General features: G+C 72.0%; 26 protein-coding genes, 2 tRNA genes and 2 pseudogenes. 10 read left to right on the forward strand and 20 right to left on the reverse strand.

The window, feature by feature from the left end; all coding sequences use genetic code 11:
* Positions 1-35: 35 nt before the first annotated feature.
* Positions 36-2633, forward strand: a complete 2598-nt coding sequence (gene valS / locus ACI78V_RS13030; protein WP_456851331.1) for a valine--tRNA ligase — start codon at positions 36-38, stop codon at positions 2631-2633.
* Positions 2634-2858: 225 nt separating this feature from the next.
* On the opposite strand, the gene clpX is transcribed toward valS, so the two are convergent.
* From clpX to ACI78V_RS13055, 5 genes are all read right to left on the reverse strand, one after another.
* Complete coding sequence (gene clpX, locus ACI78V_RS13035) at positions 2859-4127, reverse strand: ATP-dependent Clp protease ATP-binding subunit ClpX (RefSeq protein ID WP_456851333.1); 1269 nt, start codon at positions 4125-4127, stop codon at positions 2859-2861.
* A 274-nt stretch (positions 4128-4401) separates the two neighbouring features.
* Entirely contained in the window at positions 4402-5031 is a 630-nt protein-coding gene (locus ACI78V_RS13040; protein ID WP_456851335.1) for an ATP-dependent Clp protease proteolytic subunit, read from the reverse strand.
* Between the two features lie 17 nt (positions 5032-5048).
* Entirely contained in the window at positions 5049-5684 is a 636-nt protein-coding gene (locus ACI78V_RS13045; RefSeq protein ID WP_456851337.1) for an ATP-dependent Clp protease proteolytic subunit, read from the reverse strand.
* 294 nt (positions 5685-5978) lie between these two features.
* Entirely contained in the window at positions 5979-7436 is a 1458-nt protein-coding gene (gene tig, locus ACI78V_RS13050; RefSeq protein ID WP_456851339.1) for a trigger factor, read from the reverse strand.
* Positions 7437-7597: 161 nt separating this feature from the next.
* Positions 7598-7671: transfer RNA gene (locus ACI78V_RS13055), tRNA-Pro, on the reverse strand.
* A gap of 94 nt (positions 7672-7765) precedes the next feature.
* On the opposite strand from ACI78V_RS13055, the gene ACI78V_RS13060 reads away from it, so the two are divergent.
* Positions 7766-7839: transfer RNA gene (locus ACI78V_RS13060), tRNA-Gly, on the forward strand.
* Positions 7840-8969: 1130 nt separating this feature from the next.
* On the opposite strand, the gene ACI78V_RS13065 is transcribed toward ACI78V_RS13060, so the two are convergent.
* From ACI78V_RS13065 to ACI78V_RS13075, 3 genes are all read right to left on the reverse strand, one after another.
* Positions 8970-9893 carry an exonuclease domain-containing protein gene (locus ACI78V_RS13065; RefSeq protein WP_456851341.1) on the reverse strand — a complete coding sequence of 308 codons (924 nt, stop codon included), beginning with the start codon at positions 9891-9893 and terminating at the stop codon, positions 8970-8972.
* Between the two features lie 257 nt (positions 9894-10150).
* Positions 10151-10564, reverse strand: a complete 414-nt coding sequence (locus tag ACI78V_RS13070) for a type II toxin-antitoxin system VapC family toxin (RefSeq protein WP_456851343.1) — start codon at positions 10562-10564, stop codon at positions 10151-10153.
* Positions 10561-10812, reverse strand: a complete 252-nt coding sequence (locus tag ACI78V_RS13075) for a hypothetical protein (RefSeq protein ID WP_456851345.1) — start codon at positions 10810-10812, stop codon at positions 10561-10563. Before ACI78V_RS13075 ends, ACI78V_RS13070 begins: the two co-directional genes overlap by 4 nt.
* 81 nt (positions 10813-10893) lie before the next feature.
* On the opposite strand from ACI78V_RS13075, the gene ACI78V_RS13080 reads away from it, so the two are divergent.
* The 3 genes and pseudogenes from ACI78V_RS13080 to ACI78V_RS13090 all read left to right on the forward strand — a co-directional run bounded on the left by ACI78V_RS13080 (position 10894) and on the right by ACI78V_RS13090 (position 12283).
* The gene (locus ACI78V_RS13080; protein WP_456851347.1) at positions 10894-11112 is read left to right on the forward strand and encodes an excisionase family DNA-binding protein; all 219 of its coding nucleotides are present in this window, start codon (positions 10894-10896) and stop codon (positions 11110-11112) included.
* Between the two features lie 582 nt (positions 11113-11694).
* Positions 11695-12030, forward strand: a pseudogene (locus tag ACI78V_RS13085) (hypothetical protein); the annotation flags it as partial.
* A gap of 100 nt (positions 12031-12130) precedes the next feature.
* The gene (locus ACI78V_RS13090; protein ID WP_456851349.1) at positions 12131-12283 is read left to right on the forward strand and encodes a hypothetical protein; all 153 of its coding nucleotides are present in this window, start codon (positions 12131-12133) and stop codon (positions 12281-12283) included.
* Positions 12284-12413: 130 nt separating this feature from the next.
* Here ACI78V_RS13090 and ACI78V_RS13095 read toward each other — a convergent pair whose 3' ends face one another.
* Positions 12414-12917 carry a hypothetical protein gene (locus tag ACI78V_RS13095; protein WP_456851351.1) on the reverse strand — a complete coding sequence of 168 codons (504 nt, stop codon included), beginning with the start codon at positions 12915-12917 and terminating at the stop codon, positions 12414-12416.
* Between the two features lie 144 nt (positions 12918-13061).
* Here ACI78V_RS13095 and ACI78V_RS13100 point away from each other — a divergent pair, with 144 nt between their 5' ends.
* A complete protein-coding gene (locus ACI78V_RS13100) occupies positions 13062-13331 on the forward strand; it encodes a hypothetical protein (protein WP_456851353.1) in 270 nt (89 codons plus the stop codon).
* Between the two features lie 512 nt (positions 13332-13843).
* Here ACI78V_RS13100 and ACI78V_RS13105 read toward each other — a convergent pair.
* Positions 13844-14407 (reverse strand): dihydrofolate reductase family protein, encoded by a 564-nt coding sequence (locus ACI78V_RS13105; protein WP_456851355.1) that lies wholly within the window; start codon positions 14405-14407, stop codon positions 13844-13846.
* A gap of 454 nt (positions 14408-14861) precedes the next feature.
* On the opposite strand from ACI78V_RS13105, the gene ACI78V_RS13110 reads away from it, so the two are divergent.
* Complete coding sequence (locus tag ACI78V_RS13110; protein WP_456851357.1) at positions 14862-15008, forward strand: hypothetical protein; 147 nt, start codon at positions 14862-14864, stop codon at positions 15006-15008.
* Positions 15009-15082: 74 nt separating this feature from the next.
* Here the strand turns inward: ACI78V_RS13110 and ACI78V_RS13115 are convergent, their stop codons facing one another.
* The 5 genes from ACI78V_RS13115 to ACI78V_RS13135 all read right to left on the reverse strand — a co-directional run bounded on the left by ACI78V_RS13115 (position 15083) and on the right by ACI78V_RS13135 (position 17892).
* A complete protein-coding gene (locus tag ACI78V_RS13115) occupies positions 15083-15253 on the reverse strand; it encodes a hypothetical protein (protein WP_456851359.1) in 171 nt (56 codons plus the stop codon).
* 61 nt (positions 15254-15314) lie between these two features.
* A complete protein-coding gene (locus tag ACI78V_RS13120; RefSeq protein WP_456851361.1) occupies positions 15315-16226 on the reverse strand; it encodes a dioxygenase family protein in 912 nt (303 codons plus the stop codon).
* Entirely contained in the window at positions 16223-16636 is a 414-nt protein-coding gene (locus tag ACI78V_RS13125; RefSeq protein WP_456851363.1) for a DUF2218 domain-containing protein, read from the reverse strand. The genes ACI78V_RS13120 and ACI78V_RS13125 overlap by 4 nt, the downstream gene beginning before the upstream one ends.
* Before the next feature lie 112 nt (positions 16637-16748).
* The gene (locus tag ACI78V_RS13130; RefSeq protein WP_456851365.1) at positions 16749-17186 is read right to left on the reverse strand and encodes a DoxX family protein; all 438 of its coding nucleotides are present in this window, start codon (positions 17184-17186) and stop codon (positions 16749-16751) included.
* A 130-nt stretch (positions 17187-17316) separates the two neighbouring features.
* Positions 17317-17892: an NADPH-dependent F420 reductase gene (locus tag ACI78V_RS13135; protein WP_456851366.1), complete on the reverse strand. Its 576-nt coding sequence runs from the start codon at positions 17890-17892 to the stop codon at positions 17317-17319.
* Positions 17893-17984: 92 nt separating this feature from the next.
* Here ACI78V_RS13135 and ACI78V_RS13140 point away from each other — a divergent pair, with 92 nt between their 5' ends.
* Positions 17985-18500: a MarR family winged helix-turn-helix transcriptional regulator gene (locus ACI78V_RS13140; protein WP_456851367.1), complete on the forward strand. Its 516-nt coding sequence runs from the start codon at positions 17985-17987 to the stop codon at positions 18498-18500.
* Positions 18501-18776: 276 nt separating this feature from the next.
* The gene (locus ACI78V_RS13145) at positions 18777-18998 is read left to right on the forward strand and encodes a hypothetical protein (RefSeq protein ID WP_456851369.1); all 222 of its coding nucleotides are present in this window, start codon (positions 18777-18779) and stop codon (positions 18996-18998) included.
* Positions 18999-19028: 30 nt separating this feature from the next.
* Here the strand turns inward: ACI78V_RS13145 and ACI78V_RS13150 are convergent.
* Positions 19029-19160, reverse strand: a pseudogene (locus tag ACI78V_RS13150) (hypothetical protein); the annotation flags it as partial.
* Positions 19161-19331: 171 nt separating this feature from the next.
* Here ACI78V_RS13150 and ACI78V_RS13155 point away from each other — a divergent pair.
* Entirely contained in the window at positions 19332-19964 is a 633-nt protein-coding gene (locus tag ACI78V_RS13155; protein ID WP_456851371.1) for a nitroreductase family protein, read from the forward strand.
* A gap of 268 nt (positions 19965-20232) precedes the next feature.
* Here ACI78V_RS13155 and ACI78V_RS13160 read toward each other — a convergent pair whose 3' ends face one another.
* The 4 genes from ACI78V_RS13160 to ACI78V_RS13175 form a co-directional block, all read right to left on the reverse strand.
* Positions 20233-20496 (reverse strand): hypothetical protein, encoded by a 264-nt coding sequence (locus ACI78V_RS13160; protein ID WP_456851372.1) that lies wholly within the window; start codon positions 20494-20496, stop codon positions 20233-20235.
* A 237-nt stretch (positions 20497-20733) separates the two neighbouring features.
* Positions 20734-20979 carry a toxin-antitoxin system YwqK family antitoxin gene (locus ACI78V_RS13165; RefSeq protein ID WP_456851374.1) on the reverse strand — a complete coding sequence of 82 codons (246 nt, stop codon included), beginning with the start codon at positions 20977-20979 and terminating at the stop codon, positions 20734-20736.
* 26 nt (positions 20980-21005) lie between these two features.
* Positions 21006-21977 (reverse strand): sigma-70 family RNA polymerase sigma factor, encoded by a 972-nt coding sequence (locus ACI78V_RS13170; RefSeq protein ID WP_456851376.1) that lies wholly within the window; start codon positions 21975-21977, stop codon positions 21006-21008.
* A 68-nt stretch (positions 21978-22045) separates the two neighbouring features.
* Complete coding sequence (locus ACI78V_RS13175) at positions 22046-23680, reverse strand: hypothetical protein (RefSeq protein ID WP_456851378.1); 1635 nt, start codon at positions 23678-23680, stop codon at positions 22046-22048.
* Positions 23681-23728 lie beyond the last annotated feature (48 nt).

Consider the following 23728-nt stretch of genomic DNA (forward strand, 5'->3'; position numbering starts at 1 on the left):
AGGATGCCAGCCACCCACTTCTTAGGATGAGGTACATGGTCACCGACACCCGCACCCCGGACACCCCCGCCCCGGGAGGCTCCGTCGGCGTACCGGAGAAGCCGTCGCTGGACGGGCTGGAGGAGAAGTGGACCGGCCGCTGGGCGGCCGAGGACACCTACGCCTTCGACCGGGCGACCGCGCTGGCCGGCCCGCGCGAGCAGATCTGGTCGATCGACACCCCCCCGCCGACGGCCAGCGGCTCCCTGCACGTGGGGCACGTGTTCAGCTACACCCACACCGACATCGTCGCCCGCTACCAGCGGATGCGCGGCAAGCACGTGTTCTACCCGATGGGCTGGGACGACAACGGCCTGCCCACCGAGCGCCGGGTGCAGAACTACTACGGCGTCCGCTGCGACCCGTCGCTGCCGTACGACCCCGACTTCCAGCCCCCCGCCAAGCCGGGCAAGGACCAGCTGCCGATCTCCCGGCGCAACTTCGTCGAGCTGTGCGAGCAGCTGACCGCGGTCGACGAGGCCGCCTTCGAGGAGCTCTGGCGGCGGGTGGGCCTGTCGGTGGACTGGTCGAACGTCTACCGGACGATCTCGGAGTCCTCCCGCGCCACGGCGCAGCGCATGTTCCTGCACAACCTCGCCCGCGGCGAGGCCTACGCGCAGGAGGCGCCGACCCTGTGGGACGTCACCTTCCGGACGGCGGTCGCCCAGGCCGAGCTCGAGGACCGCGAGCGGCCCGGCGCCTACCACCGGATCTCCTTCTCCGGCCCGGAGGGCCCGGTCTTCATCGAGACCACCCGCCCCGAGCTGCTGCCCGCCTGCGTCGCGCTGGTCGCCCACCCCGACGACGAGCGGTACCAGCCGCTGTTCGGTCGGACGGTGCGCACGCCGGTGTTCGACGTCGAGGTGCCGGTGGTGGCCCACCGCCTCGCCGAGCCGGACAAGGGCTCGGGCATCGCGATGATCTGCACCTTCGGCGACCTCAACGACGTCACGTGGTGGCGGGAGCTGCAGCTGCCCACCCGCGCGGTGATCGGCTGGGACGGCCGGCTGGTCCCCGAGCCGCCGGCGGGCCTGTCCTCCGACGGCGCCGCCTCGGCCTACCGGGAGCTGGCCGGCCGGACCGCGCACGCCGCCCGCGAGCGCATGGTCGAGCTGCTGCGCGAGTCCGGCGACCTGCACGGCGACCCCACGCCGATCACCCACCCGGTGAAGTTCTACGAGAAGGGCGACCGGCCGCTGGAGATCGTCACCACCCGCCAGTGGTACATCCGCAACGGCGGCCGGGACGCCGACCTGCGCGATGCCCTCATCGCCCGCGGCCGGGAGATCACCTGGGTGCCGGAGCACATGCGGCACCGCTACGACAACTGGGTCGAGGGGCTCAACGGTGACTGGCTGATCAGCCGGCAGCGGTTCTTCGGCGTCCCGTTCCCGGTCTGGTACCGGCTGGACTCCGAGGGCGAGCCGGACTACAGCCAGCCCATCCTCGCGCCCGAGTCGGCGCTGCCGGTCGACCCGTCGTCCGACGTGCCCGAGGGCTTCACCGAGGAGCAGCGCGGCGAGCCGGGCGGGTTCATGGCCGACCCCGACGTCATGGACACCTGGGCGACGTCGTCGCTGTCGCCGCAGGTGGCCTCGGGCTGGGACACCGACCCGGAGCTGTTCGCCAAGGTCTTCCCGATGGACCAGCGGCCGCAGGCGCACGACATCATCCGCACCTGGCTGTTCTCCACCGTCGTCCGCTCGCACTTCGAGTTCGGCACGGTCCCGTGGACGCACGCCACGATCTCCGGCTTCGTCGTCGACCCCGACCGCAAGAAGATGTCGAAGTCGAAGGGCAACGTCGTCACCCCGATCGACGTCCTGGAGCGCTTCGGCACCGACGCCGTCCGGTGGCGGGCCGCCGGTGCGCGGCCGGGTGCGGACTCGCCGTTCGACGAGGCGCAGATGAAGGTCGGCCGCCGGCTGGCCATCAAGATCCTCAACGTCGGCAAGTTCGTGCTGGGGCTGGGGGCCTCGGCCGACCTGTCGGCCTCGGCCGTGACCGAGCCGATGGACCTCGGGCTGCTGGCCGGGCTGGCGGCCGTGGTCGAGGAGGCGACGGCGGCGATGGAGGCCTACAACTACACCCGCGCCCTCGAGGTGGCCGAGGCGTTCTTCTGGTCGTTCTGCGACGACTACGTGGAGCTGGTGAAGTCCCGCGCCTACGGCTCGGACGACGCGGCCCGCTCCGCCCAGGCCACCCTGGCGATCGCGCTGTCGGTGCAGCTGCGGCTGTTCGCGCCCGTGCTGCCGTTCGTCACCGAGGAGGTCTGGTCGTGGTGGCAGACCGGCTCGGTGCACCGCGCCGCGTGGCCGGCCGCCGCCGAGCTGCCCACCGGCGGGAACCCGTCGGTGGTGACCGTCGTGGCGGCGGCGCTGGCCGGGGTGCGCAAGGCGAAGTCCGACGCCAAGCAGTCGATGCGGGCCGACGTGGAGTCGGCGACGGTCACCGCGCCGGCCGAGCAGGTGCCGCTGGTGGAGGCCGGACGCCGGGACCTCGCCGAGGCGGGCCGGATCGCCGCGCTGGAGATCGTCGCCGGTGAGGGCCCGCTGTCGGTGGACGTCGTCCTCGCCCCCGCCGCGGAGGCCTGACCCGTACCGGTTGCGCCGGTGGTGCGGTCGTGGCGCGGTCCTGGGACGGGACCGCGCCACGACCGCGCACCACTCGTGCCTCCCCGGGCCGGCGCGGGAGGTCCTGCAGGCCGCCGGGCGCGGCAGGCGCAGTCCCCCCGTGGCAGACGACGGCGGCCCGCCTCCCTCGTGGGAGACGGGCCGCCGGGCCCCTTGCAAGGGTCCCGCTACGAGCGGGGGTGTCTCTCAGGCGCTCTTCTCGCGCGGGGCGCGGGTCGGCTTGCGGGGCACGATCGTCGGGTTCACGTGCTCCAGCACGACCTCCTTGGTGATCACCACGGAGGCGACGTCGTCCCGGCTGGGGACGTCGTACATGACCGACTGGAGGACCTCCTCCATGATCGCCCGCAGACCGCGGGCACCGGTCCCGCGCAGGATGGCCTGGTCGGCGATCGCCTCGAGGGCGTCCTCGGTGAACTCGAGCTCCACCCCGTCGAGCTCGAACAGCCGCCGGTACTGGCGCACCAGGGCGTTCTTCGGCTCGGTCAGGATGTTGATCAGCGCCTCACGGTCCAGCTTCTGCACGCTGGTGATCACGGGGAGCCGGCCGATGAACTCGGGGATCATCCCGAACTTCAGGAGGTCCTCCGGCATGACCTCGGCGAAGGCGTTGGCCTCCTCGATCTCCTTCTTGCCGCGGATCTCCGAGCCGAAGCCGATGCCCTGCTTGCCGGCCCGCTGCTCGATGATCTTCTCCAGCCCGGCGAACGCGCCGCCCACGATGAACAGCACGTTCGTCGTGTCGATCTGGATGAACTCCTGGTGCGGGTGCTTGCGGCCACCCTGCGGGGGCACCGACGCCGTCGTCCCCTCGAGGATCTTCAGCAGCGCCTGCTGCACGCCCTCGCCGGAGACGTCACGGGTGATCGAGGGGTTCTCGCTCTTGCGGGCGATCTTGTCGACCTCGTCGATGTAGATGATCCCCGTCTCGGCGCGCTTGACGTCGTAGTCGGCGGCCTGGATCAGCTTGAGCAGGATGTTCTCGACGTCCTCACCGACGTACCCGGCCTCGGTGAGGGCGGTCGCGTCGGCGATGGCGAACGGGACGTTGAGCATCCGCGCCAGCGTCTGGGCCAGGTGCGTCTTGCCGCAGCCGGTGGGGCCCATGAGCAGGATGTTGGACTTGGCGAGCTCGACCGAGTCGTCCCGCCCGCCGCCGCCGGCCTGCACCCGCTTGTAGTGGTTGTAGACCGCCACCGAGAGCGTCCGCTTGGCCTTGTCCTGGCCGATCACGTACTGCTCGAGGAAGTCGTGGATCTCCTTGGGCTTCGGCAGCTCGTCGAACTTCAGGTCCGACGACTCCGAGAGCTCTTCCTCGATGATCTCGTTGCAGAGGTCGATGCACTCGTCGCAGATGTAGACCCCGGGCCCAGCGATGAGCTTCTTGACCTGCTTCTGGCTCTTGCCGCAGAACGAGCACTTGAGCAGGTCACCGCTCTCACCGATTCGTGCCACCTGCTGACCTCCACCTCGGGGAATCAGGTCCTGGTCTCAGGTACCTGCGTGTGAATCTGCTGATGTCCCGTACACGGCCCCACACTCCGCGAGGCTCTCCTCCCGGCTCGCTCAGCCGGGGATCGGGCGCTCGCCGACCGTACCTGCCGGCACCGTTCCCGTCGGGCGATGACTCGCCCGGTCGAGGCGATGCTGACCTCATGCGTCCCGCGTCCCCCGACGGTACGGGGCCAAGGCGCGACACGCGCAACCCTCGACCCCGTACCGACCGGACTCAGCCGGGGAGTGCGTTCAGCTTCCGGCTCTGGATGACCTGGTCGACGATGCCGTAGGCCTTGGACTCCTCGGCGGTGAGGATCTTGTCGCGCTCGATGTCGGTGCGGACCTGGTCGACGGTCTGCCCGGTGTGGCGCGCCAGGATCTCCTCCATCTGGGACCGCACCCGCTGGATCTCCGCGGCGTGGATCTCGAGGTCGGACACCTGGCCGCCGGACTCGCCGGAGGGCTGGTGGATCAGCACCCGCGAGTACGGCAGGGCCAGCCGCTTGCCCGGCGTCCCGGCAGCCAGCAGGACGGCGGCGGCGGAGGCGGCCTGGCCCATGCAGACGGTCTGGATGTCGGGGCGGACGAACATCATCGTGTCGTAGATCGCCATCAGCGAGGTGAACGAGCCACCGGGTGAGTTGATGTAGATCGTGATGTCGCGGTCCGGGTCGGCCGACTCCAGCGTGATCAGCTGGGCCATCACGTCGTTGGCCGAGGCGTCGTCGATCTGCACCCCGAGGAAGATGATCCGTTCCTCGAAGAGCTTGTTGTAGGGGTTGGACTCCTTCATGCCGTAGCTCGTGCGCTCCACGAAGGAGGGCAGGATGTAGCGGCTGGAGGGCATCTGGAAGTTGCTCATCGTCAGTCCTCCGGACCTCAGTTGTCGGTGACCGGGTTGGCGCTGTCGGTCATGGTCGCCCGGCTCACCACGTGGTCGACGAAGCCGTACTCGAGGGCTTCCTGCGCGGTGAACCAGCGGTCGCGGTCGGAGTCCTTCTCGATCTGCTCGATGGGCTGCCCGGTGTGCAGCGACTGCAGCTCGTTGAGCTCCCGCTTGGTGCGGCGGAACAGGTCGGCCTGGATGGCGATGTCGGAGGCGGTGCCACCGACGCCGGCCGACGGCTGGTGCATCATGATCCGCGCGTGCGGGAGGGCGTAGCGCTTGCCCCTGGTGCCGGCGGTCAGCAGGAACTGGCCCATCGAGGCGGCCAGGCCCATGCCGTAGGTGGCGACGTCGCAGTCGATGAACTGCATCGTGTCGTAGATGGCCATGCCGGCCGTGACCGAGCCACCGGGCGAGTTGATGTACAGGTGGATGTCCTGCTTCGGGTCCTCGGCGGACAGCAGGAGCATCTGGGCGGCCAGCTGGTTGGCGATGACGTCGTCGACCTGGCTGCCCAGGAAGATGATGCGCTCGCGCAGCAGACGCTCGTAGACCGAGTCGTTGAGGTTCATCCCCCCGGCCGCGGCACGCAGCAACGGCGCGCTCGCCAGGTTCGGGTTGGTGCTCACGGGTGTGGTGACCTCCGTAGGACTGTCGTGGCAGTCGGTCTCGGTGGGTGGGCTGGTGGTGCGGGCCCGGGAGCCCGGTGCGCCAGGTCTGCCTCGACCCTAACGCGCAGGTCCCGGGGAGCAGTCCCGGCGCGGGCGGTGTTCGCCGTGGGCGCAGCGACCCGGCCGGGGCGGGCCCCGGACGCGCGACGCCGCCCCTCCCCGGGGTCGGGGTGGGACGGCGTCGCGTCATCGGTGAACCCGTCCAGGGGCTCGCCCCGAGCTCGTTCGGGGCGAGGAGGACGGGGTCCGTGCTCAGGCCTTGGCGGTGTCCCCGGTCTCCTCGGAGCCGGCCGCGGCGGGTGCCTCGGTGGCCTCGGTCGTCGCCTCGCCGGCGCCAGCGGCCTGGTCGGTGTCGGCGGACTCGGCGTCGGCGGCCGGGGCCTGCGTCGTCCGCGGGCGCAGCGCCTCGAGGTCGACGACCTTGCCCGAGGCGTCGGTGATCGTCGTCTGCTCGAGCAGCTGGGCCAGCGCCTTGGTGCGGCGGACGTCGGCGACGAACTCGGCGATGTTGCCGCCCTGCTGCAGCTGCTGGGCGTACTGCTCCGGGCTCATCCGGCTGCGCTGGGCCTGGGCCATGATCTGCGCCGACAGGTCCTCGTTGTCGACGGTGATCTCCCGCGCGTCGGCGATCGCGTCCAGGATGAACTGGGTCCGCACCGCCTCCTCGACGTTCTTGCGCTGGTCGGCGTCGTAGGCCTCACGGTCCTCGACGCCCGACATCTGCAGGAAGTTGTCCCAGTCCATGCCGGCCTGCTGGAGCTGGCCCTCCATGGTGCGGTTGCGCCACTCGATCTCGCGCTCCACCAGGTTCTCCGGCACGGGGACCTCGATGGTCTCGAGCAGGTGCTCGACCAGCTTGTCGCGGGCCTGCGCCCCCTGCTGCAGGACCTTGGTGCGGGCCAGGCGGGTGCGGACGTCCTCGCGGAGCTCCTCGAGGGTGTCGAACTCGCTGGCCGTGGAGGCGAACTCGTCGTCGAGCTCGGGGAGCTCCTTGGTCTTCACCGAGCGGACCGTGACGGTGACGTCGGCCAGCTCGCCGGCGTTCGGGCCGTTGAGCAGCGCGGTCTGGAAGGTCGCGGACTCGTCGGCCGAGAGCCCACGGACGGCGTCGTCCAGGCCCTCCATCAGCGAGCCGGTGCCGACCTCGTAGGACATGCCGGTGGTCGAGCCGTCCTCGAGCACCTCGCCGTTCAACTTCGCCTCGAGGTCGATGGAGACGAAGTCGCCGTCCTCGGCGGCGCGGTCGACACCGGTGAGCATGGCGAACCGCTCGCGCATGACGGAGATCTGCTGGTCGATCTCCTCGTCGGAGACCTCGACGTCGTCGACGGTGACGGCCAGCTCGTCGAGCGGGGGCAGCTCGATCTTGGGGGCGACGTCGACCTCGGCGGTGAAGGCGAGGGTGTCGTTGTCGTCGAGGCGGGTGACCTCGATGTCGGGCTGGCCCAGGACGCGGACCTGGTTCTCCCGCACGACCTCGGAGTAGACCTCCGGGATGGCGTGCTGCACGACCTGCTCCAGCACGACCGGCCGGCCGATGCGCTGGTCGAGCACCCGGTTGGGCACCTTGCCGGGGCGGAAGCCGGGCACGCGCACCTGGCGACCGAGCTCCTTGTAGACCTCACCGAAGGCGTGGTCCAGGTCCCCCCACGGCACCTCGATCGCCATCCGGACCCGCGTGGGGCCCAGTTCCTCGATGGTGCTCTTCACAGCGGCAGTGCTCCTCGATCGAAAGACAGGGACGGGGCCGGGCCGATCCGACGGCGCCGGGTGTCGACCCACGAGCATAGAGACGTCGCGGGAACGGCCGGGGCGGCGGGCGTGACCCCTCGGGCCGGGGTGGCGGAATGTGGACCCGACAGCACCCCCGGTCGGGGTGGCGGGATTTGAACCCACGGCCCCCCGCTCCCAAAGCGGGTGCGCTACCAAGCTGCGCCACACCCCGTGGCGGACCGAGTGTAGGTGGCGGCACGCAGGGCGCGGTGGGTGCCTGGCGGAGGCGACGACACCGAGGGCGGTTACGCTGTGCGGGCACCTCCGCGGGTGTAGCTCAATGGTAGAGCCCCAGCCTTCCAAGCTGGCCATGCCGGTTCGATCCCGGTCACCCGCTCCACGCGTTTCCGCGGGTCAACCGGCCTGTCGACCCTTCTGGAGAAGCTCTGGAGGAGCCTCCGGAAGGCCCGTTCGAACCGTTTCATGACCCCTGTTTGCCGCTGCGTGGGTCACGTGTGGGTCACGTCCTCGGTGTGGACTGCCTGCTGGGACAGCCTCTCAGGCGCCGTCTTCAGCCACGTGACCCACGTGGGTCACGAAGCTCATACGTCGCGTCCTCTCCGCAACAGAGCCCGACGGCCTGGGTGCCAGGAGCCGACCCGCCCCGGTGCCGGCGTCTCGGCGGAGCTGCCCTAGTCGCTACTGGCCGAGCACGTCGCCGAGGCCAACGGCGACAGCATTACCGTGTCTTGGTGCGCCGCGGGTGACCAGTCGGCCACCGGCGCCCACCACGGCCACAGGGCACGCGGACGCCTGGCGAGGCTGAACCTGAGCCACCCGAGACGAGGGCCGGGCACCGCATCGCCCGCAGCGCCCGGCCCTTCGCTCAGCGCCGACTGGTAAGAGTGGTCGGCGACCTTTCGCGCCGACACGCCTGACGACCACCAGTCGGGCGACGCTGCACCTAAGTCACCCTGCACCTTCGTACGGTGTGCCCGTGAGAACCCGGTGCGAGAAGACCGACCTGCTGGTTGCCCACTGTGACCACTGCAAACAGCACCGCCCTGTCCCAAGGCAGCACCGGGTCGAAATGCTGGAAGTTTCGCCCACTAACTACGCCCACATCCCCGGATGCTTCCACAAGGGGGACGACCCCGACCGCAGTCGGTGGGGGGAGATTCGAAAGAACCCATCCCAGGCATGGGATCGAATTCGGAGCAGAGACGTTGTCGCTGCCGATGCAGGAGCGCAAGTCGGACTAGAAGCGCGCAGGCCATGCCAGCACTGCGTCCGCCGCGGCCTTCTATAACTCCCAGCGTGCACACGGAGGTAAGCCGCTCTAGGCGGCGCCTGGCAAGACATTAACCCGTACCTGAGGGGGGGGCATTTGAGAGGCGAAGACGCGTGCCCCTGAGTGGGCCGCTTAGGGACACTCGTCGGCTCACCGTGAGGGCTGCCTCCTAGTGAAGTTGAGCTGACCTGGACACGCTCACCAGGGATCGCGGTCCGTCCGCGTAGCGCGGGTCGCGGTCAGACGAGAACCGACGCCCGAACGCCGGAGGTCCGGGCGTCAGCGAGGAGGTCGACGAGGTCGACCTCGGTGAGAACCTCGATGCGGTGGCCCCTCGCCCGCAACTGCACCGCCTTCGCCGCCTTGCCGGTGTTGAACTCGGCCGGATCGCTTCCGGCGAACCCGTCGCCGACGACCAGCATCGTTGTCCGCTTGGTGACGCTCTTCTCGATCACGGCGCCACAGCGGGCGGCGGCGTCCCAGGCCTCCTGCCGCCGGATGCTGAGGGCGCCCGTGAACACGAGGACCTGGCCGTACAGCGGATGCTCGGGGTCGGCGTCGACCGCAGCCTCCGGCCGCACGAGCCCGGTGCCGAGCGTGCCGTGGCAGCCGCGCCAGGCGGCGGCGTCCAGACGTCCGGCCAGCACCTTCAGATCGTTGAGTAGGTCGGTGAGGGTGCCGGCATTCCGGCGCCGTGCGAGCTTCAGGACAACCTGGGCGCAGGCCAGCGCGTCCGAGCTCGCCTCGTGATGACGGGCGAGGTTGATGCCGCACTCGGCGGCGACCATCGGCAGGCGGTAGGAGATCAGGTCCAGCGCGCGCCGCGACATGATCAGCGAGCAGGCGTAGTCGGTGGTCGGCCACTCCCGATCGGCGACGATGCAGGCCTCGCGCAGCGCGCCGATGTCGAAGGCGGCGTTATGCGCGACCAGCGGCAGTCCGTCGGCGAGCGCCACCAGCTGGTCCAGCCGCTCGGCGAAGGACGGCTGGTCGGCGACTTTGTCGGCGGTGATGCCGTGCAGGCGGACGTTGATCCGGTCGAATGTGTCCAGGCCCGCCGGGGGCCGCGCCAGCCACGAGTGGGTGGAGACCACGACGCCGCCGCGGACGACGGCCGCCCCGATGGCGCAGATCGAGCCGCGGTGGGCGTTGGCCGTCTCCACGTCGATCGCGACGAAGTCGAACCCGTCCAGATCCCCCGGCGCTGGCGCCGCGGCGACGGCGTCCTCGACCGGCTTGCGCGGCGTCGGGAGCAGGCCGGTGATCCTGAGGTCCTCGGTTCGCGGAGTCGGGTCCCGGCGGACCGCGGGCGGCCACGAGTCGCGGTAGACGACCGGCAGCCCGCGAGTGCGCCGACAGAGCGGATTCTGGCGGCCTCAACGAGGTGTCCGCAGGCGCCCTCGCTGCCAGGACAGTCCGGTCACCAGATGACATCGAAGGCGCTGGCCTCAGCGATTGCGGTGATGGCGCGATCCTTCGTGACCATCGGTGCGGCGAGCTCGATCGCCGTAGCGGTGATCAGCCGGTCCCAGGGGTCGCGGAGCGCAGCCAACTCCACGCGATCGAAGTGGGCCACCACCGAGGCCGTGATTGGGACCGCGCTGATGTTCGATGTCGGGTTCTCCGTAACGGCCCACGCGCGGCGGACGTCGTCCGCGCTGAACCGGCCGGCCCGCTGGAGGTAGTGCAGGTCGAGGCGGCTCGCCACCGAGACGACGACGCCGCCGTCGGGGTCCTGCTGGGCATGCTCGAGCACATCCCGGGCTCGCGCACTCAGGCGCTCGTCGGCCTGGAGGAACCAGATGAGTGCGTGCGCGTCAGCGACGACCCTCACCGGTCGGGAGACGTGGGACCAGCCTCGCTGTCGTCGACAGCCAGGCGGCTGGCCGCCTCGAAGTCCTCCCAGGACACCTCAGGGAGCTGTCCCCCGAGCGCGCCATAGGCCGGTCGGATCGAGGAGCGGTCGACCTCGGCCACGATGCGCAGGTGCGCGCCAGGCCGGACACCGTGGCGCGCCAGCTCCTCGGGTGCGATGCCGCCGTCGGCACCCACCACGACCTCGAAGCCCAGGTCCGCGCTCACGCATTCCATGATCACACGGCGAGACGGTGACCGGAAGCAACACTGGAGGCGCACTGGAGGACGCCGGCGACGCTCGCGCCCATGACGACGATGCCAGCAGCCCATGGGCGGAATGCCGACCGCGGTCCACTGCTGACCGTCGCGCAGGCCGGCGAGTACCTCGGCACCGGTGAGCGGTTCATCCGCCGGCTCATCACCGAGCGCCGGATCAGCTTCGTCAAAGTCGGCAAGTATGTGCGCCTCGAGCGCTCGGCGCTAGACGCCCTTGTGGACGCCGGCCTCGTCCACAGCCACCGCTGATCGGCGAACACGCCCGTCGGATTCGACCGCCAGGGTCGCGATGTGGCCAAGCGGTCGTTCGGCACCGTCGACGAGCTTCCGAGCGGTCGCTTCCGCGCTCGGTATCGCGCCCCCGACGGTCGGCGCCATGCCAAGGTCTTCGGCACCAAGGCTGACGCCTTGGCTTGGCTCGCCACCCAGCAGACGGACCTCCTCCGGAAGACGTGGCGGGCTCCGACCGCAGCCGCAGGACGGTGGGCGACTACGCCGAGGACTACCTCGCCCGCAACGACCTCCGCGAGAGCACCCGAGTTCTCTACGCGGGCCTGTGGCGTCACCATCTCGCCGAGCCCTGGGCCGACGTCCCCGTCGACGCGGTCACCCCCGCCGCCATCCGCTCCTGGCACGCCAAGGCCAGCCGGACAGCGGGCCCGACGGCGCTGGCCCAGTCGTACCGGCTCCCGCGCGCCATCCTCAACGTCGCGGTCGCCGATGAGGTGATCTCGTCCAACCCGTGCCGGGCTGCGTGCTGCCGGTACGCCCCAGGCCACCCGGCCGTCCCGCGCCCTCACGGCCGCCGAGGCACTACGGCTTGCCGAGCAACTGGGGAAGGACCGGAGAACCGAGCGCTACCGCGCACTGCTGCTCGTCCTCGCCTTCGGCGGGCTCCGGTTCGGGGAAGCGACCGCGCTGCGCCGGTCCGACGTCCTGCCCGGCGGGCGGCTGCGCGTCCAGCGCTCGGTCCGACGCGTCGGCGCCCGGTGGGTCGTCGGCGAACCCAAGACCGACGCCGGACACCGGGCCGTGACTCTCTCCGCCGCCATCGCTGCCGTACTGGAGGACCACCTGGAGAAGCACGTCGCCGCTGCTCCGGACGCCCTCCTGTTCTCCACCAGCCCCGGCGGCTACCTCGCTCGCAGCAACTGGAACTCGACCTTCCGCCGCACCGCCGACGCCATCGGCCTGCCGGGGGTCCGTCCGCACGAACTCCGCCACGCTCGCCGCGGCCACCGGTGCCACCGGTGCCACCACCAAGGAGATGATGCGCCGGCTCGGCCACTCCTCCCCCGCCGCCGCGCTGCTCTACCAGCACGCCGCCGACGACCGCGACGCCGCGATCGCCCGCGCCCTCGACGACATGCTGCGCGCAGCACATGAGCCATCGCGCGAGGACTCCAAGCAAGACGACTAGTCCCTGCGTCTCGGTCCTTGCGCCTGCCCGTGGCGCTGCATCCGGAGACGGACCCGGGACGGCGTTCTCGGCTCGTCGCGCCGACTAGTCCGCCGAAGAGGCCGGAACGAGCGCCGTCAGGTTCCGCAACTCAGCTCATCGCCGCGTCAAGACCACCCTCGGGCCGGATGAAGAAATAGTTCATACGGCGTAGCGCGTATCTCACGGCATTACCCTGCAGATTGGCCTCGTAGCAAACCCTTCCGCCGTCATGTCCACGTTCGGCGGCAGGGAGCTCGTCGGCTCTGCGCCAGACCAGTTGAGACAGACGCACCCCTGAGGGCGACTCGCCGGACGACGGATCGGGTGGCGTCCCGGCCACTGGGTCGACGAGCAGCAAGCCAACCTGGTGCACCGCTCGATTTCGGGCCCAGCGGAGTCCAGGGAGCTCGTACCCGTAAGCACTCGCATCACGAAACGTCACATATGTCGCGCGGTATTGCTTGCGGTAGAGCTCGTCCAGGGTGCAGGTCCACATCAGCGTCTCGGAGAGAGCGGCGTACCAGTCCTGCACTTGCCGCGACTGGTGCGCAAGGAGGAACCGTCCGTGCGCTCGCCTGAAGGCCTCCTTGGTGAGCGGCAGCTCGTCTGGCACGCCAACCCTTTCGGTAGCTCTCATGAAGACAACCTCGCAGCCGAGCGACCCACCCGTGCTCGACCGCTACGCCAGTGTGCCCGGGGCGGCCGCGAATCGATCAGAATGGTCGACGTTGAGCCGAAGACCGACGCCGACAGGACCGTGACGCTCCCCGCTGCCACTTCGGCGGTACTGGAGGAGCACCCGGCGGTCCAACCACACGAACTCCGCCACACCGGTGCCACCCTGGCCGCGGCCACCGGCGCGACCACCAAGGAGTGCATGCGCAGGCTCGGTCACTCCTCCCCGGCCGCGGCCCTGCTCTACCAGCACGCCGCCGACGACCGCGACGCCGAGATCGCCCGTGCCCTCGATGCCATGCTGGGTGCAGCCAGCGAGTCGTCGGACCACGATCGCGATCGGAACGACTAACAGGCCCGAGGCGCGGTGGGTCACGCGTGGGTCATGCCCGACCGCTGGGTCACATGTGGGTCACGAGCCCTCGTCCGGACGACATTACGAGTGGCTGACCAGCACGGACAGGGTCACGAGATCCCGCCTTCCAAGCTGGCCATGCGGGTTCGATTCCCGTCACCCGCTCCACGCATGACCGCAGGTCAACAGGATCGTCAGGCCTACTGGAGAAGCCCTCGAGGACCCCGGAAGGCCCGATCTGACCCACTTCGACCCTTGTCCCCTGCTGCGTAGGGTTCGAGGGCGCCGTTCTCCCACCGTTGCGCGGGGACGTCGAGCGCGTCGTGGACGTGGGTGCGCTACGAGCGATCCGCCGCCGAACTGGTCCCACCAACGGCCTCCGTATCCCCGTCCCGCAGACGGAACGGCAAACCGGCGTACCGGCGGACCAGCTGGCCTCCGTCCCCAAGGGATCCCCTGACGGCCAGGAGATCCTCTGGGGGAGCCCGCGCCGATCTGAGGTCGGGTGTTCACCGCCTGGTCTCGTACCTGGTCATGAGCACGCCGTCGGGAAAGGTCCGGGTCTCCACCAGGTTCAGGTTCACCCAGTTGTCCAGGGCCGTGAAGAACGGCGTGCCGCCGCCCACCAGGACCGGGTGGGTGACGATCGCGTACTCGTCGATCAGCCCAGCCCGCATGGCCGCCGCGGCGAGGGTGGCGCCGCCGACGTCCATGGGACCGTCATCCTCGGTCTTGAGCCGGGTGATCTCGGTGACGGCGTCGCCGGCGACCAAGCGGGCGTTCCAGTCGACCGCGCGGGTCGCCGACGAGAACACCACCTTGGGCATGTCCCGCCAGCGGCGGGCGAACTCGACCTGCGCCGGTGTGGCGCCAGGCTGCTGGTCGGCAGTCGGCCAGTGGGAGCTCATCGTCTCCCACAGTCTGCGTCCGTACAGCGCCAGGCCCGTCGCCCCCACCCGGTCGGACCACCACTGGAACAGCTCGTCGCTCGGCACGCTCCAGCCGAGGTCGTCGCCGGGCGCGGCGATGTAGCCGTCCAGGCTCGAGTTCATGCCGAAGGTCAGTTTCCGCATGGCGTGGCCTCCCGGGGTCTGTATCCAGCGCAGAGACCAACACGGCGCGGAGAACTGATCGGTCGGACCACACCGATGGTCGGTCGACCACCGCGCCAAGCGATGCTGCGTACGGAAGGGAATCCTCCTCGGCACTTGCGGTCAGGCCCCGCGATGGGTCGTCGGTCGTCCCGCAGCGGTCCAACCCGCGGGACAACCCGGCTCCGCCAGCGGCCCAGCTCCACCGCACAGGGTCGCGCTGAGCGCCGCAGACGGGTGACAGGTCATGCGACCGCGGGCACGGTCGCGTTGTACAGACGGCGGCGCCGCTGCGGACGGCCGCGCAACTCGCCGACCACTCTCCGTATGTGCGCCTTGAGCGCTCGGCGCTAGACGCCCTCGTGGACGCCGGCCGCGTCCACAGCCAGCGGTAACGCCGGCGGACAACCGCTGACTACCCCGCCAAGGTCGCGACGTGGCCAAGCGGACGTTCGGCACCGTCGACGAGATCACCCCCGCCGCTGCCCGTTCCCGGCAGGCCGAGGCCGGCCGGACGACCGGCCCGATGGCGCTGGCCCAGACGTACCGACTCCTGCGCTCTTCCCAACGTCGCAGTCGCTGAGGAAGCCATCACGTCACCCCCGTGCCGGTTGCGGGGAGCCGGCACGCCAAGGCCATCCGGGCCGTCCCGCGCGCTCACCCCCGCAGAAGCACTGCAGCTTGCCGAGCAGCTGGGGCGCTCGTGCGTACGAGGTGGACGAACGCCTCGCCGGCGGCGCCGAGGCTCACGGTGCCGTCGGTCTCGTCCAGCACGTCGAGGTCGAGGACGTCGCCGTGGCACGCCCGCTGGGCATCGAGGTCGGACACGTACAGCTCGACGCTGACATGTTGCCCCCGACACCCGGCTCGGGACCGGCCTCCGATGTGGTCAGGCCGTCTGGAAAGAGCGCCGGGAGAGGCCGACGCCGTAGCCGTCGAGCGTGGTGAGCACCGGCGCGGTGGGGTCGGTGGCCGCGCCCAGGGTGACGAACAGCGGGGTGAAGTGCTCCACGGTCGGGTGCGCGTAGGGCATCCCCGGGGCGGCGGTGCGGAAGCGGGCGAGCTCGGCGACGTCGCCGCGGGCCAGGGCGTCGGCGGCCCAGGCGTCGAAGTCCGCCGACCAGCCGGGCACCTTGTTCTCGGTGAACATCTCTCGGGTCAGGAACGGCAGGCCGTGGGTCATGTGGCCCGAGCCGACGACGAGGACGCCCTGCTCGCGCAGCGGGCGCAGCCGCTCCCCGAGGGCGAGCAGCCGGTCGGGGTCGTCGGTGGGCAGGGACAGCTGTAGCACCGGGACGTCGGCGGCCGGGTACATGATCTTCAGCGGCACCCAGGCGCCGTGGTCGAGGCCGCGGCGGGAGTGCTCGTGCACCTTCTCGGTGTCCGGCATCAGCCCGACGACCTGCCGGGCCAGCTCGCCGGCGTCGGGGGTGTCGTAGCGGAACGTGTAGTAGAGCGGGTCGAAACCCCCGAAGTCGTAGACCAGCTCGCTCGGCCGGACGGCGCTGACCGACAGCGGGGCGGACTCCCAGTGCGCGGACACCACCAGGATCGCCCTCGGCCTGGGCAGCGACCGGGCCCAGTCGTGCAGCGGGTCCAGCCACTCGGAGCTGCCGAAGGGCAGCGGGCCACCGCCGTGGCTGAGGTAGAGGCTGGGCAGCGGCCCGTCCTCCGGCGTCCAGACGCGGTGCGGCTGCTCGGCCTCGAGGGCGGCGGTGCGGCGCAGGTGTGCGGCGAAGGGGTGCGCAGCGGGGATGCGGGCGTCGGCGAGGGCGGTCGCGGTCGGGGCAGGGGTGGTCATGCGGACTCCTCGGTGGTCGTGGCGGGGAAGGTGGGGATCGGAGCACCGCTGCTCCGGACCCACCGCACGGTGAGGTCCTCGCGCTGGGCGAACCGCTTGAGGTGACTGCCGAGCACGTGCTCGACCCGGGCGACGGACTCCTCGTCGTCACCGGCGGCCAGCAGGGCCACGACGCCGTCGCCGACGACGATGCCGCCGGTGGCCGCGCCGATCACCGCGGTGGCCGGCCCGGTGGCTCCGTCGCCGGTGAAGGGCACCGTGCGGCCGAGGTGTGAGATCAGCTGCTTGGCGTAGCGGGCCGGGGTGCCGGTCGCCACGTCGGCCCGGGAGACGATCGCCCGGTCGGGCCCGGCGGTGTGGTGTACCGACGCGGCGTCGGGCGTCGGGATCGGCGGCGCGGTGCCGGACATCAGACCTCCGGTGGGGTGAGGCGTCGAGTGGGGCGGTGCTGGGCGGCTGCCCGGGGCGCGGGCCGCGCGCCCCCTCCGGAGGAGGAGCGCCCGGCCCGCGCAGCGGCGCTGGTCAGGCGTTCACGAGCTGGGCGGTGCGCCGGCGGCTGGTGAGCAGGTGGTCGAGGCTGTAGCGCCCGGCGCCGACGGCGGCCAGCAGCAGGGCGGCCGCGCCGAGGGTGAGGACGAGCTCGTAGCCGCCCTGCTCGACGAAGAGACCGGCGCCGGCGTGGACGAAGAACAGGGCGCCGACCATGTCGACCAGGAGCACCAGCCCGGCGGCGGGGACGGCGAGGCCGAGGGCGAGGGCGGCGCCGCCGGCGAGCTCCACGAGCGCGGCGAGCCACGCGGCCGCGGAGGCGGCGGGCACGCCGACCGAGTCGAAGAACGCGGCGGTGCCGTCGATGCCGTTGGTGAACAGCTTCTGCCAGCCGTGGGCGACGAACACGAGGCCGACGGCGACGCGGGCCAGGAGGACGGCGAGGTCACGGGCGGGAGCGGGGAAGGTCATGGCGGGTCCTGTCGATGGGGGTGCGGATGGTGGGTACCGGCCGGGCCGGTGGGTGTCAGGCTGGTGGGGAGGTGCGGCGGGCGTGGGGGCGGCGTGGGCACGCCGCCCCCGGGTCCCGCGGGGCCGGTCGTCAGGCGATGACGGCGAAGCCGGCGGTCCAGGCGACCTTCTCGCCGGCGGCCAGGCTGATCTGCGGGAAACCGAGCGCCTCCAGCTCGCGGGCGCGGCGCAGCGACCCGGCGTCGACGGCACGCAGGCCGCCGGCGGTGACGATGCCGGCCAGCAACGACTCGGCGTCGGCGTCGTCGCCAGCGAGCAGGACCGTCGTGGGCCGGTCGCCGACGGTGCCGGAGGCCACGGTGGCGGCGGAGTTCGTGTTGAACGCCTTGACGACGCGGGACCGGGGCAGCGCCGCGGCGATCTCCGCGGCGGCGGAGCCCTCGGCCGGGACCACCAGCGAGTCGAAGGTCTCGACGTCCACCGGGTTGGTGATGTCCACGACGACCTTGCCGGCCAGCTGCTCGCCGCGCCGGGCGATGATGTCGGCGACCGCGGCGTGGTAGACGGCGAGGACGACGACGTCGCCGGTGACCGGCTTGTCGGTGTCGCCGCGGCCGATCAGCTCGACAGTGTTGCCGCCCTTGCTGACGAGGCCGGCGATGGCCTGCCCCATGGTGCCGGTGCCGATGATGCTCACATGTGCCATGTCGCTGCTCCTGACGAGATTGGTTGTCGCGACAAGTTTCATTGTGCACCAGCGAGCTTGTCGCTACAACCATTCCGGGTGAGGATGTGACCGTGGACACCCCCTGGCTCGACCGCCGCCAGATGCGCGCCTGGATCCGGCTGCGCGGCGTCCTCGAGCTGCTGCCCGGCGTCCTGGACGCGCAGCTGCGCCGGGACGCCGACGTGACCGAGTTCGAGTACTACGTCCTGGCGACGCTCTCCGAGGTGCCCGGACGCACGCTGCGCATGACCGAGCTGGCCCGGCAGACCAACGCCACACTGCCCCGGCTCTCCCACGTGATCAGCCGCCTGGAGGCCCGCGCCCTGGTGGAGCGCTTTCCGTGCCCGGAGGACCGCCGGGCGACCAACGCCCGGCTCACCGAGGCGGGGTGGGCAAAGGTGCAGGACGCGGCCCCCGGCCATGTGACCAACGTCCGGCAGCACGTCATCGACGCGCTCACCGACGAACAGGTCGACCAACTCGCCGCGATCGGCGACGCGCTGCTCGCCCGACTCGACCCGACCGGGTCGATGGCCGCGACCTACACCCGCTACGACCAGCCCGAAGAGCAGGCCACCACCGGCTGACGGCAGGAGGGAACGCGCCGGCGCCCGCGCTCCCCGACCCCGGCATGCCGGAGGTGGATGGGTTGGCCGCCGTCCGTCAGGTGCGCGCCGCTCCACCCCGCGTCTGCGTCCGGGTGTCGCCGGCTCGGCCGAGCCGGCGGACCGGCGGCCGTCGTGCGAGGCGCGGTCGGGACGCAGGTCGGTGGCGCGCGCGGGCCACCGGTTGGCCTGGCCGGGCCACACTGGCCGGGCACCAGAGCAGAGCCCGGTCCGGCCCACTTCGGGGAGCACCACGTCATGCGCGCACCATCGACCGCTCAGCTCGCCCGCACCGCCTTCACCCTGACCTACCTGGTGGGCCTTGCGGTCTCCGGCGCACCGGTGCCGGCCGCCGTCGGGCTGGCAGTGGTGCTGGTGGCGGTGTGGGTCGCTCCGCTGCTGCTGTGGGAACGTGCCGGCGTCCAGCGCCCGCGGGGAGCCGTCGCGCCAGCGGCCGGGGATGGGACACGGCCGACCTGAGCCGTCAGGGCCGCACCCCATCCGGCGCCGTCAGGTGAGCTGGGTGACGGCGTCGATGCCCAGCCAGACGCCGAAGACGAAGAGCAGCACGGCGGCACCGATGCGGATGACGTTCTCCGGCAGCCGCTTGCCCAGCGCCATGCCGACGACGATGGCCAGCGCGTCGGCGGCGACCGGTGATCGTGGTCACCGGCCGGTACGTGTCGGTCGCCACCGTCCGGTACCGGAATGGTTGAACCCTCAACGGCCTTTGTGCGGGACGGTCCCTGCCTCGCCAGCGGTCCACCGCCCCCCTCCTCCGCCGCTCGCCGGCTGCTCCAGGAAACGGACGCCATGACCGCCACGACCGCCCCCGCGACGACCTCCCCCGTCTCGAAGGCCGCGACCACCGACGCGCCGCTGCACCCGCTGCTCGCCGAGCGGTGGAGCCCTCGCGCTCTCGACCCTCGCCACGACCTCACCGCCGGCCAGCTCACCGCGCTGCTCGAGGCCGCCCGCTGGGCGCCGAGCGCGTCGAACACCCAGCCGTGGCGGTTCGCCGTCGCACTGAGGGGCAGCACCGAGTTCGCCGCCGTGCTCGACGCGCTGGCCCCGGGCAACCGGGCGTGGGCGCACGCGGCCTCCGCGCTCGTCGTCGCCGCGGCCGAGACGACCGGCCCGGACGGCGCGGCCCGGCCGTGGGCGGCCTACGACACCGGGCAGGCGGTCGCGCACCTGTCGGTGCAGGCCCAGCACGAGGGTCTGGCCGTGCACCAGCTCGGCGGCTTCGACCGCGACCGGGTCGCCACACTCCTGGCAGCACCCGCAGGAGTCACGCCGCTGGTGGTCCTGGCCGTCGGCCGCCGCGACCACGCACTCCAGCTGCCCGAGCCGTTCGCCAGCCGGGAGGCCGCTGCCCGTGACCGGTTGCCGCTGGGCCAGCTGCTGCTGCCCTTGCGGCCCGCTTCGGGCGCCTCCGCCGTCTGACCCACGGCCATCCCACCCCGGTCGACGCCGCGACCGAGACCCCGAGCAGCTCAACGGGGAGCCGACGCCACCTGGGGCGGGCACCACCCAAGCCTCCGTGAGCCACCGGGCTCTCACCCGGAAAGCCGAGTCCGTCCGCCCCTCGTGTTCCGTCGACACCTGCCCGCGCAGACCTCAGGCCGCTCCGCTGACGGCCGACGACGGGCGCCACTCGGTGCCCCCGGTCGGGTCGGATGCCGTCGACCGCCGGAATGTGGCGCGGGCGCCGCTAGGACGAACCGCCGGGCCTGTCGCTCCGGGTACCGCTCCCGGCATCGTCCCCGGTCGGCTGCTCGCGGGCGTCCTTGAGCGCGTTGAGGGCGCCGACCATCGCTGCGGCCGCCATCGCGATGACGACCAGGAAGGCGCCGATGAGGACCCAGCGCTCCACGTCGAGCTGGAAGCCCGACGCCGACATGCTGACGGCCACGACGACCAGGACGAGTGCCACGAGAGCACCGGCGGCCAGGGACCAGAGGATGGTCGTTCTCATCATGTGCCTCTTCCAGGAGGAACGGGTGAGGGGTCCGGTCTCAGGCGTCCTGTCCGGGACCACGGCGGTGGTCGCCGCTCGTGGTCCCTGCCTCGACCAGCGTGCACGGTGTACGGCCGATCCGGAGGTGGAGTTCCCCGGCGTGCACCACGGGCCCCCTCCTCCCTCATCAGTCGGCCGCTCTCGACCGCTGCGGTCGACGGCGGCGGAAGCCGCTCGCGGCGGCGTCCCCTGCCGTCACGTCCGTGCGGACCCAGGGCCCCGGCCGGTCACCTTGTACGGGGCCCCGCCGGCGTCGTACGTCGTCCACCGGCCCACGGGCTCGCCCGCGGCGAAGGAGCCCGACCGCAGCATGGTGCCGTCGAGCCGGAACCACTCCCAGTAGCCGTGCGGCTTCCCGTCGACGACGGGGCCGCGGGCCCGCAGGGAGCCGTCCCGGTGCCGCTCCTCGTGCACACCCTCGGTGAACTGCGTCCCGGGCACGGCGCCTCCGTTCCTCGGGGTCGGGATCAGGCCGGCTGGACGGGCAGGCCCAGCCGGCGGAACAGGTCGTTGTCGAGGTCGAGGAAGCTCGAGATGTGCGCGATCCGGCCCCCGCGCACCTCGAGCACGTGCAGCGCCCACGGCTCGTGACCACCCCCTTCGCGCGGGCGGTACTGGGCGACGGCGGGCGTGCCGTTGGCATGGGTGACGAGGACGCGCGAACCGCGGCAGCCCGCCCCCGGCCCGAGCATCCAGGTGCCGATGTCGGCGCGGCCGCGCAGCCACATCTCGAACGGCGGCATGTGCTGGGTCGCGTCCTCGTGCAGCAGCGCGACGAACGCGTCGATGTCGTAGCGCTCGAAGGCGTCGACGTAGCGGTCGAGCAGGTCGCGCTCGTCGTCCTCCAGCGGCTGCGGGTCGATCTCGCCGCCCACGGTCGCGAGCGTGGCCCGCGCCCGCTGCAGGGCGCTGTTGACCGAGGCCACCGTCGTGTCCAGCAGCTGCGCCACCTCGTCGGCCTTCCAGCGGAGCACCTCGCGCAGCAGCAGCACCGCGCGCTGGCGCGGCGGCAGGTGCTGGAGGGCCGCGACGAAGGCCAGCCGGATCGACTCCCGCTGCACCGCCTGCTCGGCGGGGTCGGCGTCGTCGGAGACGACCTGCCGGTCGAGCACCGGCTCCACCCACGCCGTCGACGGCCGGCGGGCGGACAGCGACGCCTCCACCGGCTGCCACGGCGAGCCGGAGAGGTCCATCGGCAGCGCCCGCCGCTGGCGACCGGAGAGCTGGTCGAGGCAGACGTTGGTGGCGATCCGGTAGAGCCAGGAGCGCAGCGCGGAGCGGCCCTCGAAGTCGCCCAGGCCCCGCCAGGCACGGACCATCGTCTCCTGGACCGCGTCGTCGGCGTCGAACGCCGAGCCGAGCATGCGGTAGCAGTAGCCGGTCAGCTCCCGGCGGTGCTCGAGCAGCCGGGGGTCGATGTCGGTGTCGACGACGGTCACGTGGTCCTCCTCTGCGACGGCCGCGCCAGCAGACCACAGGGCACCGACGGATTGGGAGAGGTCGGCGCCTACTGGTAGCTGATCAGCTGAGGCCGGGGGCTGACCTGCGCGATCGTCTCCTCGGGGGTGAGCATCGGGGCGTCCTCGTCGTAGAAGTTCTTCCACCCCCACGACACCGCGTCGGGGTCCGTCTGCCGCAGCGTGCGCCAGGTCGCCTGCTTGTCGCCCTGCCCGCCCTGGCCGTCGGCGTGCACCATCACGGCCAGCTCGTCGCGTGAGGTGTCCAGCCGCTCCCGCTCCGGGATCATCCGCACCTGGAACTGGTGCAGCACCAGCAGCTTCTGCGGCAGGTCGCCGGCGCGGGTGAGGTCGGCCAGCCAGGTCACCACCCGGTTGACCTCGTCGATCGACACCGACCCGATCTGGGTCAGGTGCACCTGGCCCGGGGCCAGCCGCCACTCCGGGTCCAGCGCCAGCCCCACGTACGGCAGCTCCAGCAGCGAGCGGTACTGCTCGGCCTGGGCGACGAAGTCGGTGCGGCCGGGCTGGAGGTCCAGGACGACGTAGAGCCCGGCCTCCCCCGCCGCCTCCACCCACGGGCGCAGCTCCTCGGCCGGCACCTCGGTGGAGTAGTTGCCGTCGGGGCCGGCGAACTCCGACGCGACGGTCGCGATGATCTCGAACGCCGGGACGACGGCGGCCTCGGGCACCAGCGCCTCGTAGGGCGCCGCGTGGGCGCGAGCCCGCTCGACCGAGGCCGCGGCGTCCTGCTCCCCCAGCACGCCGAGCGCGCCGCTGCCCGGGTGCCCGTAGAGCGCGACGAGGAAGTGCCGCGGGAACAGCAGCTGGCCCCCTCCGGGCAGCTGCTCTCCGGTGGCCGCGGTCTCGAGCTTCCAGTCCAGGCCGTCCTCGGCGCCGTACTCCGGCCCCAGCGCCAGCACCGCCCCGGGCTGGTCCTCGGCGAGCAGCCCGACCAGGTCGGCGTCGCCCCGCGGGTCCGTCCCGCCGCCGACGTGCACCCGCGCCCCGGCGGCCCGGGCGGTGGCGATGCCGGCCAGCGTGGTCGGGCTGCCGGTGGCCAGCACCAGCGTGTCCTCCAGCGGCGCGGCCCGCTCCACCCCGGGCAGCCGGTCGACGTCCTCGGCCGGGGTCCCGTCGTCCCCGGTGACCAGCGCGACCGGCTGGTCGCCGTCGAGCCCGGCCACCGCGGCCGCGGCGTCGTCGGCCACCTCGCGGCTGTCGGCGAGGTCCAGCCCGGTGGCCGCGGCGACCGACTCCGCCGCGGCGGGGACGGCGACGACCTCGGCGTCGGCCCCGGTGCCCTCGGCCTCCCCGACCGCGAGGAGGGTGGTCGTCCCGAGCCGAGCCAGCTCGGCGGCGAGGGCGTCGGCGGACCCGCCGTCAGCGGGCTCCAGCAGCAGCGGGACGCCGAGGCCGACCGCCGCGGAGGCGGCCAGCAGCGTGCCGGCGTCGTCCCCGTCGCGCGCGACGACGGCGACCTCGGCGGTGTCGAACAGGGCCCGGCTGGCCGATGCGGCGGAGGCGACGGCGTCCTGGTCGGCGACGAGGGTGAGCCGGGCGTCGGGCGCCGAGGTGGCCGCCCGCACGGACGACTCGGCCTCGGCCTCCCCCGAGGCGGTGGAGTCGCAGCCGGCGGCGAGCAGGACGACGGTCAGGGCGATCGGCACCGCTGGAGCGCGCACGGCTCCCTCCCCCGCCGGGCAGCCGCACACGCGGTTGCGCGACGTCAT

Source organism: Geodermatophilus sp. SYSU D00742 (genome assembly GCF_054049935.1).